Genomic DNA, 16,923 nt, shown 5'->3' on the forward strand with positions numbered 1-16,923 from the left:
GTATGTGAGGAGAGTACTGTTTCAGAGGTCGCCATGAAGACCCATTTCCCCACCAAGTATTGGCACAGTGTTGATGATAAGCGGATTCAATGTGATCTCTGCCCACGCTATTGCCGTATAAAAGAGGGGAAGCAGGGATTTTGCTACGTCAGAGAAAATCAACGGGGTGCCGTGGTGCTGAATACCTATGGTCGCTCGAGCGGATTCTGCATCGATCCCATTGAGAAAAAGCCCCTCAATCACTTTTTACCAGGCACCCCCGTTTTTTCTTTCGGCACAGCCGGTTGCAATCTGGCCTGTAAATTTTGTCAAAACTGGGATATCAGCAAATCCCGGGAGATGGATACCCTGGCGGATGAGGCCTCGCCCGAAGCGATAGCGCAAACAGCCCGGCGGCTGGGATGCAGGAGTGTCGCCTACACCTACAATGATCCGGTTATTTTCCACGAATACGCCATCGATGTGGCAAAGGCCTGCGCCGAATATGATATCAAGTCGGTGGCTGTGACGGCAGGCTATGTATGCGCCGAACCGAGAGCAGAGTTCTATCGTTATATGGACGCCGCAAACGTGGATTTGAAGTCTTTCAACGAGACCTTCTACCATAAATTGACGGGCGCTCACCTGGAACCGGTTCTCGAGACCTTGAAATATCTTAGGCACGAGACCGATGTATGGGTTGAAATAACCACCCTGTTGATACCTGGAGAGAATGATTCAGATCAGGAATTGAACGATCTGAGTCAATGGGTGGTGGAAAACCTGGGGCCTGAGATACCGCTCCATTTCACAGCCTTCCATCCCGATTGGAGGATGAGAGACTATCCTCCCACCCCCCATGCCACCCTCAGCAGGGCGCGTAGGATCGCTATCGATAATGGGGCGCACTATGCCTATGTGGGTAACGTTCACGATAGCCGCGAGTCGAGCACCTGGTGCCACCATTGCGGGAAACTGTTGATTCAGAGGGATTGGTATGAACTGGGAGAATGGCATCTCGATGATCATGGCTGTTGTGTTCATTGCGGCAGCCGATTGGCGGGGCTGTTTGATTCGACCCCAGGTGTGTGGGGAAGTCGGCGGCAGGCAGTGAGGATGAACTATTGAGCATCAGACAACTTATGTGGCTTGCCTGCGGTTCAGTTGTGAAAGAAGTGGGCGATGCAGTGATTTCAATGGGAAATTGAGCTTCAAGGTGGTCAATATGAGTATGATCAGAAAGCCCGCGGTATCCGATCTTTTCTATCCTGACGATGCGGATAATTTGCAGCAGATGGTAACAGGTTACCTTGATTCGGCGATGCAAGACGGGCAGTCGCCAAAAGCGCTGATTGCCCCACATGCCGGTTATATCTATTCGGGGCCGATTGCCGCCAGCGCTTATGCCGGACTCTCCAGTGCGGCGAATCGTATCAGCCGGGTAGTGCTTATCGGTCCCTCTCACCGGGTACCGTTCTACGGATTGGCAACCAGTGGGGCAGACTATTTTCGGACTCCACTGGGTGATATCCCAATCGACCGGCAGGCAATCCAAACCCTGGAGGCGTTACCGCAGGTGACTTGTCTTGAGGCGGCCCATGCCCAGGAACACTCATTGGAAGTGCAGTTGCCTTTCCTGCAGGTCGTGTTGCACGAGTTCTCCCTGGTTCCACTGGTAGTGGGCGATGCCTCGGGTGATCAGGTGGCAGAGGTGTTGGCAAGAGCCTGGGGGGGAGAGGAGACTCTGATCGTGATCAGTTCCGATCTCAGCCACTATCATGACTATGTGACCGCGCAACGTATGGACAAGGCGACCAGTGACGCCATCGTTACCCTCCATCCGGAACGTCTCGATTATGAGGACGCCTGTGGTCGCATACCGGTTCAAGGCCTGTTGTTGGAGGCAAAACGTCTGGGCCTGCATGGAAAGCTGGTTGATTTAAGAAATTCCGGTGACACCGCAGGCAGTAAGGACAAGGTGGTAGGTTACGGCGCCTATATCTTTACCGGATCCGAGGCTGCGTGAAGCGTCGATACAGGCGGGACCCTTGTCTCTCCCACGTTGCTCACTGGATAGCATCCCAAGGGCGTCGATATCCGCCCGATAAGGGCCAGGCGATGCGTTTTCTCGAGCGATTGGATTCCGCGGCCGGCTTTTTCTCATTTCGGACCTTTTCTGATACCGAATACAGCCGTTCGCCCGGGTATGATCCCTTGGAAAAAGCGGTCCACGGCACCCTTGACGCATGCTGGGATCGACTTGTGACACTAAACCGTCAAGGGGCGGTAGTCTCTGTCACCATCAATCGGACCAATGGGGTGGGTAGGGGATTGACCGATATTCATCAGGTCAGGGCCTTGTTTGTGGATGATGACACGGGAGGCGATCCGGGAAGATTTCCTCTTAAGCCCCATATCCAGGTAGAGACATCACCTGGTCATCACCACTTCTATTGGCTGGTGCAGGGCCTTCCGTTACGACATTTCTCCTCCTATCAGCAACGGCTGGCCAAAGAGTACCAGGGCGATACCCGTGTACAGGTCCTGAATCAGTCGATGCAACTGCCCGGATTCTGGCGCAGAAAAAGTATCACCGAACCCCGGTTGCCGGTGGTGCTGGCAATCAGCGGGCACGACCCTTATCGATATTGTGAGCTGGGAAGTCTTATCATGACTGACTAGCCGCAAATGAACGCCAATCACCGCAAATTTAACGCCAATATCTTCAAGGTCATTTTTCGGGCGTTAATTTGCGGCCTGTTATTCTCAGCTTGATCCTCACATTATGAAGAGGTTCTCTTTCAAACAGGCGATCAATGCACGATTATACCGCGCATCAATAGGGGAAGTAGTTATCGGGTATCAGTATCGTGGCTTTCTTCTGAACCCGGTCATCCAGGTAGGGAAAGTCGATTGTATAGTGGAGGCCCCGGCTCTCCCGGCGTGATTGGGCCGAGCGGATGATCATATCCGCGACATCGACCAGGTTACGCAGTTCCAGCAGGTCGATAGTGACCCGGAAATTGCTGTAGTACTCGACGATCTCCCGGCGTAACAGATCGATTCGCCGGCATGCCCTCATCATACGCTTATTGCTGCGTACGATACCGACATAGTCCCACATGAAATGGCGCAGTTCATCCCAGTTATGTGAGACCACGACCTCTTCATCGGGTTCGGTAACCCGGCTTTCATCCCAGGGCGTCAGTTTGGGAGGCTCAGGGGTCTCGGCATCCAGGAAATGGATATCCTGGGCGGCGAGGTTGGCGAAAACCAGACATTCCAACAAGGAGTTGCTGGCCATGCGATTTGCCCCATGCAGACCGGAGTAGGCGCTTTCGCCGATCACGTAGAGTCCGGCGATATCAGTCCGTGCCTGCTCGTCAGCCACCACGCCACCGCAGGTATAGTGGGCGGCCGGAACGACCGGTATCGGTTGCCGGGTGATATCGATGCCGAAGTCGAGACAGCGCTGATGGATGGTGGGAAAGTGCTCCTGTATGAAATCGGCGGATTTATGGCTGATATCCAGATAGAGGCAGTCAGCACCGATGCGTTTCATCTCATGGTCGATGGCGCGGGCGACGATATCACGGGGCGCCAACTCTTCACGCTCGTCGAAACGATGCATGAAACGGCTGCCATCGGGGAGTTTCAACTGACCGCCTTCACCCCGGACTGCCTCTGAAATGAGAAAGCTTTTGGCCTCCGGATGGTAGAGGCAGGTGGGGTGAAACTGGATAAACTCCATATTAGCGACCCGACAACCGGCCCGCCAGGCCATGGCGATGCCATCACCCGTAGAGACATCGGGATTGCTTGTGTATTGATAGACTTTGCTCGCACCGCCTGTTGCCAGGACGACGAATCGAGCCCGGAAGGTTTCGACCTGGTTGTTTTTGTGGTCGAGGATATAGGCGCCATAACAGCGTTTTTGCTGCTTAATCTGACTGCGTTCGCTGGTGATCAGGTCAATAGCGATATGATGTTCGAATACGTCTATATTGGATTGAGCCAAAACTTGAGCCTGAAGCGTGGTTTCCACCTCTTTGCCTGTCGCATCGGCAGCATGGATCACACGGCGGTGGGAGTGTCCCCCCTCCCGGGTCAGGTGATAGCCGCTGCTGGACGATGAAGTGTCATCCCGGGTGAAATTAACGCCTCCCTTGAGCAGCCAGTCGATGTTCATCGGTCCATGTTCCACTACCAGCTGAACTATTTTTTCATCGCACAGTCCTACACCGGCGTTAAGGGTGTCTTTCACATGTGACGCAACGCTGTCCTCCTCATCCAGAACGACGGAGATCCCGCCCTGTGCATAATAGGTATTGGTCTCTTTAAGCTCACGCTTGGAGATTACGGCTATTTTCAGGTGCCTGTCCAGGTGCAGGGCCAGGCTCAAGCCGGCAGCACCGCTGCCGATGATGAGGACGTCATACTGATTATCGGTTGTCATATTTGCGGGGTTGAGTCGTTACGGTGATAATGCGCATCCAGATGTAATGCATCCTAGCTTAATTTGACATTTCATTGAACCAGATCAATTCAAGCTGGGGGATTGCGAGAACTAATCAACACCAAGACTGTCAATGGGACTGTGCACAGGATGTGCCCGTCACGAGGAGGTATCGGCCCGGATGGGCGAGCGGTTAATCGATCAGGAACTCGTCGCACGGGTTCAGCAGGGTGATAAAAAAGCATTTGATCTGTTGGTGCTCAAATACCAGCAGAAGATCACCAATCTGATCTCACGCTATATCCGGGATCCGCATGAGGTGCTGGATGTGACCCAGGAGGCCTTTATCAAGGCATACAGGGCCATGCCAAAATTTCGTGGCGACAGTGCTTTTTACACGTGGCTGTACCGGATCGCCATCAACACGGCCAAGAACTACCTTGTGGCTCAGGGACGTCGCCCGCCTTCGGATGATGTCGAGGCAGAAGTGGCTGAACAAATGGACGTCGGTACGCGTCTAAAGGAGACAGGTACACCGGAGAATCATGTATTGACGGAAGAGATCAGCATGACTGTACAGAAGGCGATCGACGATCTGCCCGAGGATCTGCGTACAGCCATCGTTCTGAGAGAGCTCGAGGGTATGAGCTACGAGGAGATCGCCAACGCCATGTCCTGCCCGGTCGGGACGGTTCGTTCACGCATATTCAGGGCCCGTGAAGCGATCGACAAAAAACTGAGACCTTTGTTAAAACCTTAATATCAGGCATATAAAGATGACTGAGCAAGAGTTCGAAAGATTATCCGCACTGGTGGACGATGAAATTTCAGAACATGAAATTTCGGGTGAAATCAATAAGCTGAAGAATACTCAAGAGAGTCAGGATATCTGGTCACGCTACCATCTGATAGGGGATGCGATGCGTAACGAACTTGGCCAAATCCATGACCCGGAGATGGCCCGCTCCATCTGCCAGCACATTGAAAATGAACCGATTGTACTGGCTCCCGTCGCTTTGAAGCCCCGTTCGGCAAATAAGAAACGGGCCATCACGGGACTTGCGGTAGCGGCATCACTGACAGCGGCTGCAGTCGTTATGGCTCCCCAGCTGATCAATCCGGGCAGCTCAGAAACACCGAATCAGCTCGCATCGAGCGATCAACTCCCGATTAGCAATCAGAATCAGAGACCGGAGAGTAATACAGTCTATGTGGCTGAAAACGGTACCCGTTGGAAACTGCTGAAAAAGCCCAAGGTCGAATCGCGTCTGAATGACTATCTGCTGAATCACCAGGACCTTTCGCCATCGAGCAATATCAAGGGCATCATGCCCTACGCCACATTCGTCAGTTACGATGAAAACAAGCAGTGAATGGTGCCAGCCCAGATGCATACGGAATGAGTTCAGTGCCTCATATCAGTAATCGCCTCAGCCAGGCCTGTATGCTCCTGTGCCTGTTCCTGGTGATTTCCCAGTCCACATCCGCTGCGGATGATCCCTCGCCCAAGGATTGGCTTGAGCGTATGATGCGGGCGGTACAACAGCTGAACTATCAGGGTACCTTCGTCTATCTGCACGACAATCAGCTTGAGAGCATGAAAATCGTACATGCGGTGCAGGGCGATCGTGTAAGAGAGAGCCTGATGTCCCTTAACGGAACCCCACGCGAGGTGATTCGCGACGAGGAGTCGGTGACCTGCGTATTGCCTGATTCAAACGAGGTTTCTATTGATAGGCGAACTCCCAGCACCAAGTTCCTCAATATTCTACCGCACGACCTGGACCAACTCGATAACCACTACAGCTTTCAAAATGTCGGCAAGAGCCGGATCGCCAATCGTCAGGCCCAGGTTGTGGTGATTGTTCCGAATGATCGCCTGCGTTATGGCTACCGATTCGCACTCGATATCGAAAGCGGTCTGCCGCTGAAATCCGATTTGCTGAATGAACACGGCGAATTGGTCGAGCAGACGATGTTCACTGACCTGCAGATAGGCGTCGCGGAAATCAGTGAACTCCACAACAGGGAGTCTCTGTTTACCTACCGGTTGAAAAGTCATCCCGATGAAACAAACAAAATACCCCTGTTGAATCCCAACAAATGGGATTTCATTGGCTTGCCCAGCGGATTCAGACTAAGAATGCAACATCAATTGATCGACCCACAGGGCAGTGATCCCATAGATCAGTATGTATTCAGTGACGGTTTGAGTTCACTTTCCGTCTTTGTCGAACCGGAAACCAGGGAAGAGGCATTCAGTGGGGTATCACGACTTGGTGCCATCAATGCCTGGGGAGGCCAGGTTGAAGGTTTTCAGGTGACTGCAGTGGGCGAGGTGCCAGCGGTTACTATTCTGGGTATTGTGCAAGGCATGCAGCTCAAGCAAACTCATGATTGAGGAGCCTGCAACCGTCATCAGCATTGATGATGAACACGCAGTCGTAGAGACAGAACAACGCCCAGCCTGTGGCGCTTGTGCCAATGCCGGCGGATGCAGTACCTCCGTACTCAGCGGGCTCTTCAAACGACGACACAACAGGCTCAGAGTTTTCAATCCCATTCATGCCAGGCCGGGCCAACGGGTTATTATCGGATTGCAGGAGAATGCGCTTCTGAAAGTCTCTTTTCTTGCCTATCTGCTACCGCTCGTATGTATGATATTGATGGCGATCCTGATGCAGGCTGCGGCAACGCTTTTTATATGGCAGATTGGGGAACTCCCGCAAGTGGTCGGTGGTCTATTGGGCCTGATTGGCGGATTTATTCTACTCAGGCAGCTTGCCGGGCAGAAGCAGAATGAACCAGGTTATCAAGCAGTCATATTGCGTCTGGCCGGCACTGTGAACGTTGAGTTTTCAAAAGAGTATATTGGCTAGATGCCTACCCGCCGCTGACCGAAACCTTATTTCCATGACATATTCCTTGCGCTATCTTCAAGTTTCCTCCAGGAGCTGTAACATGAGACTAATTAAAATCCCCGCATACATTTTTACAGTAGTCATACTGGGATTAATCTTTACTGTTCCGCTAAATGCCAGGGAGCTGCCGAATTTTGCGGATTTAGCAGAAGAAAACGCCCCTTCAGTGGTGAATATCAGCACCAAACAGAAGTCTCTGAGTCAAAACCTGCAGCGTTTCAATATTCCTGAGTTGGAAGACTTCCCTGAGGGCAGTCCACTTGGGGAACTGATGAAAAAGTTCTTTGGAAATCATGGATTCCCAATGCCGGACGAGGGACCTGAAAAGCGCTCGCTCGGCTCCGGATTCATTATTTCCGCGGATGGGTACATCCTGACCAACAACCATGTTGTCGATGAGGCGGATCAGATTCTGGTACGTATGAATGACCGCAGAGAGTTCGTGGCCGAGGTGGTTGGAAAGGATGAGCGCAGCGATATCGCCCTGATAAAAATCGATGCCGAGGATCTTCCTGTGGTGGAAATAGGGGACTCCAAACGGCTTAGAGTGGGCGAATGGGTGTTGGCGATCGGATCGCCGTTTGGTTTCGATCATTCAGTTACCGCGGGTATCGTGAGTGCCAAAGGCCGTAATCTACCAAGCGAGAATTATGTCCCTTTCATCCAGACCGATGTGGCTATCAATCCCGGTAATTCCGGGGGTCCGCTGTTTAATCTTGATGGCAAGGTCGTTGGCATCAATTCTCAAATCTACAGCCGTTCGGGCGGTTTTATGGGACTCTCATTCGCCATACCCATTGAAATGGCGATCGATGTTGCCGAACAGCTGAAGACCCGGGGGCGCGTCACCCGTGGCTGGCTTGGTGTATTGATTCAGGATGTAACCAATGATCTTGCCGACAGCTTTGGCATGGAGCATCCTCGTGGTGCACTGATCGCACGCGTACTGCCGGACAGCCCTTCCGAAGAGGCGGGATTGCAGGTAGGAGATGTCATTTTGGAGTTTAACGGCGCCAAGATTGCCACCTCTTCTGAGTTACCGCCACTGGTGGGCAGCAGTAATGTGGATAAGCCTGCGCTGCTGAGAATTTTGCGCAACGGCAAAATCAAAGAGATCAATGTCAATATCGGAGAGCTGCCGGCGGAAGATGAAATGGCGCTGGCCGGTAGTCAGGCACCGAAAGTCTCGGAGAACCGACTCGGTCTGATGGTCTCATCGGTCAGTCCGCAATTGCAAAAACAGTTGCGCCTACCCAGTCAGCGCGGTGTAGTGGTGGACTCGGTAACGGGGCAGGCCGCGCGGGAAGCCGGTATCCAGCAAGGTGACATTATCATTATGATCAATCAGCAAGAGATTGAGGGAGTAGAACATTTTAATCGATTGGTCAAGGAGTTAGCGGCAGACAAAACAGTGCCCCTACTGGTTCATCGCAATACGGGACCAATTTTTCTCGCATTGCGCGTTCCTGAAGAGTGACCGCTCTGCATTTCTATTACAGAGAGGGTTGCCATCTTTGCGATGACATGCTGATGGAGCTTGAACGGCTGCAAGCGGAGTGGGGCTTTGAGCTTATCGAGGTCGATATAGACCGCAATCCCGCCATCCGGGAGAAGTACCAGACTCGGATACCGCTACTGGAAGATCACCAGGGAAGGTGTCTGAGTGAGTATTTTCTCGACCAGGTGACGCTTCTACGCTATTTGCAGGGCGCTTGATTTGGTATCATTGCAGGTTTGCGGCATCAAACAACGATTGAAACGCCCCGAGACGGGGCGTTTCTGTTTTTCGACGAGATCTTCAGGGCTCTATGGCAGATTTGCAACATATCCGTAATTTTTCAATCATTGCGCACATCGATCATGGAAAATCGACAATTGCGGATCGATTTATCCAGAATTGTGGAGGATTGACTGATCGTGAAATGGCGGATCAGGTGTGTGACTCCATGGATCTGGAACGCGAGCGGGGCATTACGATCAAGGCACAGAGTGTAACGCTCGATTATCAGGCTGAAAACGGCGAGACATATCAACTCAACTTTATCGATACCCCCGGCCATGTGGATTTTTCCTATGAAGTGTCCCGTTCTCTCTCGGCCTGTGAAGGTGCGTTGCTGGTAGTCGACGCTGCACAGGGTGTCGAAGCACAGAGTGTAGCCAACTGTTATACCGCTATCGAGCAGGGACTCGAAGTGATGCCTGTGCTGAATAAAATTGATCTGCCGTCGGCGGATCCCGAACGGGTCATCAATGAGATCGAAGAGATTATCGGGCTTGATGCCGGGAATGCAATTCGGGTCAGTGCCAAAACAGGTCTTGGTATCGATGAACTGCTGGAGCAGCTGGTGGCAACCATTCCTCCCCCTTCCGGGGATGCAGATGCGCCTTTGCAGGCGCTTATCATCGATTCCTGGTTTGATTCCTATGTGGGAGTGATTTCGCTGATACGCGTCATGAATGGAGTAATCAGGCCAAAGGACAAGATGCGGATAATGTCCACAGGGCGGGTTTTCCAGGTGGAGAAGGTGGGTGTTTTCACCCCTAAACAACTCGATAAATCACAACTGGGGACCGGAGAGGTGGGTTTTGTCATTGCAGGCATCAAGGAGATAGACGGTGCTCCCGTGGGTGACACCATCACGCTTGAGAATCGCCAGGCATCTGTACCTCTGCCCGGATTCGAAGAGATGCGCCCACGGGTCTTCTCCGGCCTCTATCCGGTCAACTCAGATGACTATGAGGCCCTGCGGGATGCACTACAGAAACTGCGCCTCAATGATGCTGCGCTGCACTATGAGCCGGAGACCTCACAAGCCCTGGGATTTGGTTTTCGTTGCGGTTTCCTGGGCATGCTGCACATGGAGATCGTCCAGGAGCGCCTGGAACGCGAGTACGATCTCGATCTGATCACCACCGCGCCCTCCGTGGTGTATGAGGTGTTGAAAAACAGTGGTGAACTGATTCATATCGAGAATCCGGCTGCATTACCCGACCCAAGCAAGATCGAAGAAGTCCGCGAACCTGTGATCAATGCAACGATCCTTGTGCCCCAGGACTACCTGGGTAACGTGATCACGCTTTGCATTGAAAAGCGTGGTGTACAGAAAAACATGCAGTACCTGGCCGGGCAGGTACAGTTGAGCTACGAACTGCCGATGAACGAAGTGGTGCTCGATTTCTTCGATCGGCTCAAGTCGGTGAGTCGTGGGTATGCATCGTTTGAATATGAGTTCACCCATTTTCAAGTGGCCCCACTGGTGAAGCTGGATGTGTTGATCAACGGTGACCGGGTGGATGCCCTCTCTTTGATCGTTCACAAAGATCAGTCTCAAAGCCGTGGTCGTGAACTGACAACGAAAATGAAGGAGATCATTCCGCGACAGATGTTTGAAGTTGCCATCCAAGCGGCGATCGGCAATAAAATCATTGCCCGAACGACGGTTAAGGCTTTACGTAAGAATGTAACGGCCAAATGTTACGGGGGCGATATCACACGCAAGCGCAAGCTGCTTGAGAAGCAGAAAGCGGGGAAAAAGCGTATGAAACAGGTTGGTAAGGTAGAGATCCCACAGGATGCCTTTCTTGCCGTGCTGCAAGTGGGTAAGGATAATTAGCTCTCCAGGAGAGGATACCAAAAAACAATGAATTTTGATTTTCCTACATTTCTTGTTGTCGCCAGTGCCCTGACAGGCGGCATCTGGTTGTTGGACAGCATCTTTCTGGCACCGAAACGACGTCAGCTGGCAACTGATCAAAGTGTAGATACGGATGAGGTTTCGGCCGCAGGAAAAGAGCCTCTGATCGTTGAGTACTCACGTTCTTTCTTTCCTGTAATATTCGCCGTATTGATACTCCGTTCCTTTCTGGTGGAACCATTTCGTATTCCTTCCGGGTCGATGATGCCAACGCTGCTGGTTGGGGATTTTATTCTGGTGAACAAGTTCAGCTACGGAATACGCTTGCCCGTCTTGAATAAGAAAATAATAGAACTGGGTGATCCACAGCGGGGTGACCCCGTCGTCTTCCGTTATCCAAAACAGCCTTGGGTGGATTACATCAAGCGTGTCATCGCAATACCGGGGGACACGGTCTATTACCGAAGCAAGACCCTGTATGTGAATGGAGAGGCGATGCCGCAAACTCCTGTGGGTCGGTATACAGGTACCGGCAGTGGAGTACGCATGACCGGTGCCATAATGGCCATGGAAGATCTTGATGGGACTGAACATTCGGTTCTGATCAATCCGCTTGCACCTGATCTGCCCACCGGATGCAGGGTTTTGAGCCAGGGACCGATCACCATTCCACAAGGACAATATTTTGTGATGGGCGACAATCGGGACAACAGTAACGATAGCCGTTGTTGGGGGCTGGTTCCCGATGAGAATCTTGTCGGTAAGGCCTTCGGTATTTGGATGAATTGGGATTCCGAAATCGATTCATTCCCGCCAATAGCATGGGAACGCATCGGAAAGGGTATTGAATAGTCGTTTTAAACAAAATTCACTTGCTGAATAGTCTGCTATCAGCTATTTGTGCTGTTTCTTCATGAAATATCGAGGTATCTCATATGCAATCACTACAAAAGCAAAAAGGACTCACGTTTATCAGCTGGTTGGTGATCCTGATCGTAGCGGGTTTTTTGGTTTATGTCGGTATCAAGATCACTCCTGTCTATATCGATCACTATGCAGTCAAAGCTGCTCTCAGTTCAGTGGAGAACGATCCGTTAACAGCTCGCAAGTCGAAGAGGGAGATTCGTAATATGATTGCCAAGAGGTTGGATGTAAATAATATCCGACATGTCAATCGGGATCACATCAATATAAAACGCAGTGGTAAGAACACAATAATCAGTATTGCTTATGAGGAACGTCGACCTATTGTATATAACATCTCTTTGCTAATGACCTTTGAAGAAACTGCAGAGCTAACAGCCAATTGAAAACTGATGTCGATAAGCTTTGCCGAGAACTCGGCTACCGCTTTACAGATCCGCAGTTGATGGAACAGGCGCTGACACATCGCAGCGTTGGTGGTAAAAACAATGAACGCCTGGAATATCTCGGTGACGCCATTTTAGGATTTGTCATCGCCGATGAACTGTTCAAGCATTTTCGAGAAGCGACCGAAGGCCAGTTGAGCCGTTTACGTTCGAGCCTGGTCAAGCGCGATACCCTGGCCGAAGTGGCCCGCGACTTCAATCTCGGTGACTACCTCCACTTGGGACAGGGTGAGTTACGCAGTGGCGGTCAAAGCAGAGACTCAATTCTGGCGGATGGATTGGAGGCGATCTTTGCATCGATCTATCTGGATGGGGGTTATGAGGCGTGTCGTCATGTGATTCAGGCAATTTTTCTGCCTCGACTGGGTAGAATGAACCTGGAGAATCAGCAGAAAGATCCCAAGACAGGGTTACAGGAGTATCTGCAGGCGAATAAGATCGATTTGCCCAGTTATGAGATTGTGGATATCAAAGGTGATCCCCACAACCAGCGCTTCACCGTAAACTGCGCTGTTATAGGTTTGGGAAAGAAGGCTACAGGAGAAGGCTCAAGCAGAAGAAAGGCTGAACAGGATGCTGCATCGAAAATGCTGACGCTTTTAAAAGATGACCAAGTCAAATAACCATTGCGGATATGCGGCGATCGTCGGACGTCCGAATGTTGGTAAATCGACACTTCTGAACCGCCTGCTGGGTTTCAGGTTGGCCATTACTTCACACAAGGCGCAAACTACGCGCCATACAATTCTTGGTATCAACACGCTTGCCGGAGGCCAGGTGATCTATGTGGATACACCGGGAATTCATCAGCGTAGCGACAATGCCATGAACCGCTATCTCAACCGCACCGCTAAAACAGCACTGGCAGATGTGGATCTGCTGATATTCGTGGTTGATGCGTTGAGTTGGAACAGTGAGGATGAAAAGGTGTTGACTCTGATCAAGCAAGTCGAAACACCCACTATACTTGCTGTCAACAAGGTCGATCGAATTAAACAGAAAGAGAGGCTATTGCCCTATCTTTCCGAGCTCTCTTCTCGCCATCACTTCATTGAGATCATACCGGTATCGGCAAAAAACGGAAGGAATCTGGATACGCTTCAGGAACTGGTGCTCCGGACATTGCCGGAGGCTGAGAATTTCTATCCGGACGACCAGTTGACCGACCGGCCTGAAAAATTCTTTGCCGCCGAGATGATTCGGGAACAGATTACCAGAAGGTATGCCAAGGAGTTGCCCTATGCAGTATCTGTTGAAATAGAACGTTTTGAGGAGTTGTCAGGGCTTTATCGTATCCATGCAGTCATTTGGGTTGAGAAAGCGGGACAGAAGGGGATCCTGATCGGTAAGGACGGACAGGCCCTGAAGGAAGTGGCTACACAGGCGAGAAAAGCCATGCAGCAGTTCTTTGATTGCAAGGTACACTTGGAGCTTTGGGTTAAAGTGAAAAAAAGCTGGTCCAGTGATGAGGCGGCATTGATCCGGTTGGGCTACGGCGAAACTTAACAAGCCCTAATGAATGAATTAAGTCCGGCATTTGTAATACACCGAAGAGACTATCGTAATACCAGCCTCCTGTTGGAGCTTTTTCTTGCCAATCAGGGACGGATGCCAGCGATAGCCCGTGGTGCGAAATCCGGTCATTCCTCCCGTGCCCTGTTGTTACAACCCTTTTCCCCCCTAGGTGTTACTTTGAGCGGCAGAGGTGAGGTTAAAAACCTTACACAGGTAGAACCGGATGGTCATCCCTATCGTCTGAAACAAGAGATGATCTATTGTGGAATCTATCTGAATGAGCTGTTGATGCGTCTACTACAGCGAGGAGACCCCTACCCATCCCTCTATGTCCATTATCAGCAAACACTTGCCAGACTTGCCTTTGGGGAATCCGCCAACCAGTGTTTAAGGGACTTCGAAGTCTCCCTGGTAAGAGAGTTGGGATATGGGTTATTGTTGGATCGCACCGCGGATACCAATGAGCCGATTTCGCAAGGGCAGCTATATGAATATCACATCGAGCATGGCCCTGTTGTCGCAACAGGTAGTGGCACGGGCAGTGGCATTCATGGCCAGACACTAATCAGTCTGCACCGTGGAGAGAGACTGGATGAGCGGGGCAGAGTGGAAGCGAAACAACTCATGCGTCGGGTCATCAGCTATTATCTTGGTGACAAGCCTCTTAAAAGCAGGGAACTCTTCCAATCCCTAAAATAAGTAATGAAAGGCGCTTATTTCCAACCAAGGTGAATGATACTATGAATACCGCAGGCCGTGAAATAACGCCGATCACCGCAAATAATCGCAGATTGTGAATCGTATACATTATCAATATTTAAATATGATTGATGTGTAAAAAATTATCGTGCGACTGGCTTTGATTTTGCGGCCAGACTTATTTTACGTTTTGATTTTTTCAAACTATCCATTTTTTTGAAGGCGCTACATAGATGGACGGAAAAGAGATTTTACTTGGTGTCAACATTGACCACGTGGCTACCTTGCGTCAGGCGCGCGGAACCCGATATCCCGAACCGGTACAGGCCGCCCTGGTTGCAGAACAGGCAGGCGCAGATGCTATTACCCTGCATTTGAGGGAGGATCGCAGACACATCCAGGATAGAGATGTTGAAATCTTAAGCGACCTGTTGCAAACGCGAATGAATCTTGAGATGGCTGCAACATCGGAAATGGCTGCCATTGCGAAACGCTTTAGCCCCCACGACTGTTGTTTGGTGCCGGAAAAACGAGAGGAGTTGACCACCGAGGGTGGTCTGGACGTGGCAGGTAATTTGGACTACATGACTGATTTCTGTGCTGAGCTTAATGATGCCGGAATCCGTGTGTCACTCTTTATCGATGCAGATTCCAAGCAGTTGGAGGCCGCTAAGGAAAGTGGTGCGCCTGTAGTTGAAATACATACCGGTCACTATGCAGATGCGGTATCAGACAGAATTAAGCGTTCCGAACTAGAACGTATAATCAATGCAGTAGAATATGGAAACAGCCTTGGATTACAGGTCAATGCGGGGCATGGACTGGATTACCATAATGTTAAAGCCATTGTCGCCGTAGCAGGGATCACCGAGTTGAATATCGGACACGCCATAATCTGTCGTGCGCTATTCCGTGGTCTTGACCAGGCAGTAAGAGAGATGAAGGCACTCTGTAGCAATATGATTTAGTGCAAACAGGCACTGGTGCAATATGGTTACTGCCTGACACGGTCAATCATTGGCCATAAATATACAGTAATTAGCTTTCATCAGCCGACCAGCTGCGTGCGCATGACGATTGCCAGGACTACCAGTACCAAGGTGGCAATCCAAACCGCAATATAGATCCTCATTGCCCGTTTTGCCTTGGTTTTCTCGGCCCAGGTGCGTGGCTGGATGCCTTTTACCAGAAACACAAGCTTGGCCGCAAGGTTGACGCAAACGATATTTGCTGCAAGCAGTAGTGCCGCACCCATCGCCAAATCCACCCGCCAGTGACCCAGTGTCAGGCCTACCGCAGCGGCAGGTGGCAGCAGGGCAACCGCAACCATGACACCGACCAATACACTTGGCAGACCCGTGGTGAGTGAGAGTGCGGCAGCCGCTCCAGAGGCAAGAGCAAGGGCTAGAGAATCCATGCCGACATCTGTCCGTGCCAGCAGTTCAGGACTATCTAAACCGAAAGGCCATAGTAACCCGATGATATAGGAGAGGCCGATAGCAATAACGATACCTGTAAGCAGGGATTTGAGAGAGTTCTTCATCAGATGAACATCACCCAATGCAGTGCCGAGACCGAAGGCAAGATTGGGACCCAGCAGGGGAGCGATAACCATGGCTCCGATGATGACTGCGACATTGTCCTTCACCAGCCCGATCGCCGCTACGATGGTCGATAAGATGACCAGGAAGATAAAATTGCTGTCCAGACGCGCGTTCTTATCCACGGCTGCATACATTGCTTCCCGTGTCGAACTGGCGGAATCCTCTTCTCTTTCCTGCTCGGTCCTTGCACGTGGCAGGGTGGCATCGACAGGAAAGACGATGATGCGGGCGGTCGATTGAGCACCGAGTATATTCTGCAACGCATCGAGAGTCGGTTGCACATTTTCGTCAGTGACCAGCATGCGCATAGGTTGCCTGCCATCCTCTCCCTCCTGCCCCAGCCTGAAATCCCTGGCCTTGTACTTCTCGGCGATAATGGAAATAGTGGGGTGGCTGCTGGCGTTGGCAATGACTTCTATCAGCTTCATTTCTTGTTTCTACTCATATGAAAACGAGGCTTGCGGGCGTTTATCAGATTGTCTGAATTGGGTAAGTAATCTGTCCAATCAATCATAAGAGAAAAATATGATGTAACTGCAAATAAACGTAAATCACCGCATATTTAACGCCAATCTTATAACTATTTCATATGGCATTCATGCTATTTCCGATTAATCCGACTCGTCTGAGGATCATTCAAAGTTGTCTGAATAGAATTGTTTAGACACATAGCCAACAATTTCGGGGGATAAATACAATTTCGCATTCATGTGTAGCCTTTTTGTGGCGCTGCTGATACCCGGC

Annotated in this window: 18 protein-coding genes; 16 read left to right on the forward strand and 2 right to left on the reverse strand. The window is 51.0% G+C overall.

Translation table 11 applies throughout. From position 1 onward, the window contains the following. Positions 1-33 precede the first annotated feature (33 nt). The 3 genes from amrS (at position 34) to AB8516_RS02365 (ending at position 2,661) form a co-directional block, all read left to right on the forward strand. Positions 34-1,107, forward strand: coding sequence for an AmmeMemoRadiSam system radical SAM enzyme (gene amrS, locus AB8516_RS02355; RefSeq protein ID WP_369157692.1), 1,074 nt, complete (start codon positions 34-36; stop codon positions 1,105-1,107). Positions 1,108-1,204: 97 nt separating this feature from the next. Further along, positions 1,205-2,005, forward strand: a complete 801-nt coding sequence (gene amrB, locus AB8516_RS02360) for an AmmeMemoRadiSam system protein B (protein WP_369157694.1) — start codon at positions 1,205-1,207, stop codon at positions 2,003-2,005. Continuing rightward, positions 2,002-2,661 (forward strand): DNA-primase RepB domain-containing protein, encoded by a 660-nt coding sequence (locus AB8516_RS02365; RefSeq protein WP_369157696.1) that lies wholly within the window; start codon positions 2,002-2,004, stop codon positions 2,659-2,661. The genes amrB and AB8516_RS02365 overlap by 4 nt, the downstream gene beginning before the upstream one ends. 154 nt (positions 2,662-2,815) lie before the next feature. Here AB8516_RS02365 and nadB read toward each other — a convergent pair whose 3' ends face one another. Then, on the reverse strand, positions 2,816-4,435 hold the full coding sequence (nadB, locus tag AB8516_RS02370; RefSeq protein WP_369157698.1) for an L-aspartate oxidase: 1,620 nt from the start codon (positions 4,433-4,435) through the stop codon (positions 2,816-2,818). Positions 4,436-4,616: 181 nt separating this feature from the next. Here nadB and rpoE point away from each other — a divergent pair, with 181 nt between their 5' ends. The 13 genes from rpoE (at position 4,617) to pdxJ (ending at position 15,543) form a co-directional block, all read left to right on the forward strand. Further along, the gene (gene rpoE / locus AB8516_RS02375; protein WP_069125651.1) at positions 4,617-5,195 is read left to right on the forward strand and encodes an RNA polymerase sigma factor RpoE; all 579 of its coding nucleotides are present in this window, start codon (positions 4,617-4,619) and stop codon (positions 5,193-5,195) included. A gap of 16 nt (positions 5,196-5,211) precedes the next feature. After that, positions 5,212-5,808: a sigma-E factor negative regulatory protein gene (locus AB8516_RS02380; RefSeq protein WP_369157700.1), complete on the forward strand. Its 597-nt coding sequence runs from the start codon at positions 5,212-5,214 to the stop codon at positions 5,806-5,808. Positions 5,809-5,834: 26 nt separating this feature from the next. Further along, positions 5,835-6,836, forward strand: coding sequence for a MucB/RseB C-terminal domain-containing protein (locus tag AB8516_RS02385; protein ID WP_369157702.1), 1,002 nt, complete (start codon positions 5,835-5,837; stop codon positions 6,834-6,836). Then, positions 6,829-7,314, forward strand: a complete 486-nt coding sequence (locus tag AB8516_RS02390; protein ID WP_108289957.1) for a SoxR reducing system RseC family protein — start codon at positions 6,829-6,831, stop codon at positions 7,312-7,314. The genes AB8516_RS02385 and AB8516_RS02390 overlap by 8 nt, the downstream gene beginning before the upstream one ends. Positions 7,315-7,396: 82 nt before the next feature. Continuing rightward, a complete protein-coding gene (locus AB8516_RS02395) occupies positions 7,397-8,833 on the forward strand; it encodes a DegQ family serine endoprotease (RefSeq protein WP_369157705.1) in 1,437 nt (478 codons plus the stop codon). Further along, positions 8,830-9,072, forward strand: coding sequence for a glutaredoxin family protein (locus AB8516_RS02400; protein WP_369157707.1), 243 nt, complete (start codon positions 8,830-8,832; stop codon positions 9,070-9,072). The genes AB8516_RS02395 and AB8516_RS02400 overlap by 4 nt, the downstream gene beginning before the upstream one ends. 92 nt (positions 9,073-9,164) lie before the next feature. Then, positions 9,165-10,970 carry a translation elongation factor 4 gene (gene lepA / locus AB8516_RS02405; RefSeq protein WP_369157709.1) on the forward strand — a complete coding sequence of 602 codons (1,806 nt, stop codon included), beginning with the start codon at positions 9,165-9,167 and terminating at the stop codon, positions 10,968-10,970. Positions 10,971-10,997: 27 nt separating this feature from the next. Beyond that, complete coding sequence (lepB, locus tag AB8516_RS02410) at positions 10,998-11,843, forward strand: signal peptidase I (RefSeq protein WP_108289961.1); 846 nt, start codon at positions 10,998-11,000, stop codon at positions 11,841-11,843. 83 nt (positions 11,844-11,926) lie between these two features. Then, complete coding sequence (locus tag AB8516_RS02415) at positions 11,927-12,301, forward strand: DUF4845 domain-containing protein (RefSeq protein WP_369157711.1); 375 nt, start codon at positions 11,927-11,929, stop codon at positions 12,299-12,301. Then, positions 12,298-12,984 carry a ribonuclease III gene (gene rnc / locus AB8516_RS02420; RefSeq protein WP_369157713.1) on the forward strand — a complete coding sequence of 229 codons (687 nt, stop codon included), beginning with the start codon at positions 12,298-12,300 and terminating at the stop codon, positions 12,982-12,984. The genes AB8516_RS02415 and rnc overlap by 4 nt, the downstream gene beginning before the upstream one ends. After that, positions 12,968-13,867: a GTPase Era gene (gene era / locus AB8516_RS02425; protein ID WP_369157715.1), complete on the forward strand. Its 900-nt coding sequence runs from the start codon at positions 12,968-12,970 to the stop codon at positions 13,865-13,867. The genes rnc and era overlap by 17 nt, the downstream gene beginning before the upstream one ends. Before the next feature lie 9 nt (positions 13,868-13,876). Beyond that, positions 13,877-14,575 (forward strand): DNA repair protein RecO, encoded by a 699-nt coding sequence (gene recO / locus AB8516_RS02430; RefSeq protein ID WP_369157717.1) that lies wholly within the window; start codon positions 13,877-13,879, stop codon positions 14,573-14,575. A 233-nt stretch (positions 14,576-14,808) separates the two neighbouring features. Next, positions 14,809-15,543, forward strand: a complete 735-nt coding sequence (gene pdxJ / locus AB8516_RS02435) for a pyridoxine 5'-phosphate synthase (protein ID WP_369157719.1) — start codon at positions 14,809-14,811, stop codon at positions 15,541-15,543. Positions 15,544-15,623: 80 nt separating this feature from the next. Here the strand turns inward: pdxJ and AB8516_RS02440 are convergent, their stop codons facing one another. Further along, positions 15,624-16,607 (reverse strand): TIGR00341 family protein, encoded by a 984-nt coding sequence (locus tag AB8516_RS02440; protein ID WP_369157721.1) that lies wholly within the window; start codon positions 16,605-16,607, stop codon positions 15,624-15,626. Between the last annotated feature and the right edge of the window lie 316 nt (positions 16,608-16,923).

It is taken from the genome of Candidatus Thiodiazotropha sp. LNASS1 (assembly GCF_964212655.1).
Lineage (GTDB): Bacteria > Pseudomonadota > Gammaproteobacteria > Chromatiales > Chromatiaceae > Thiodiazotropha.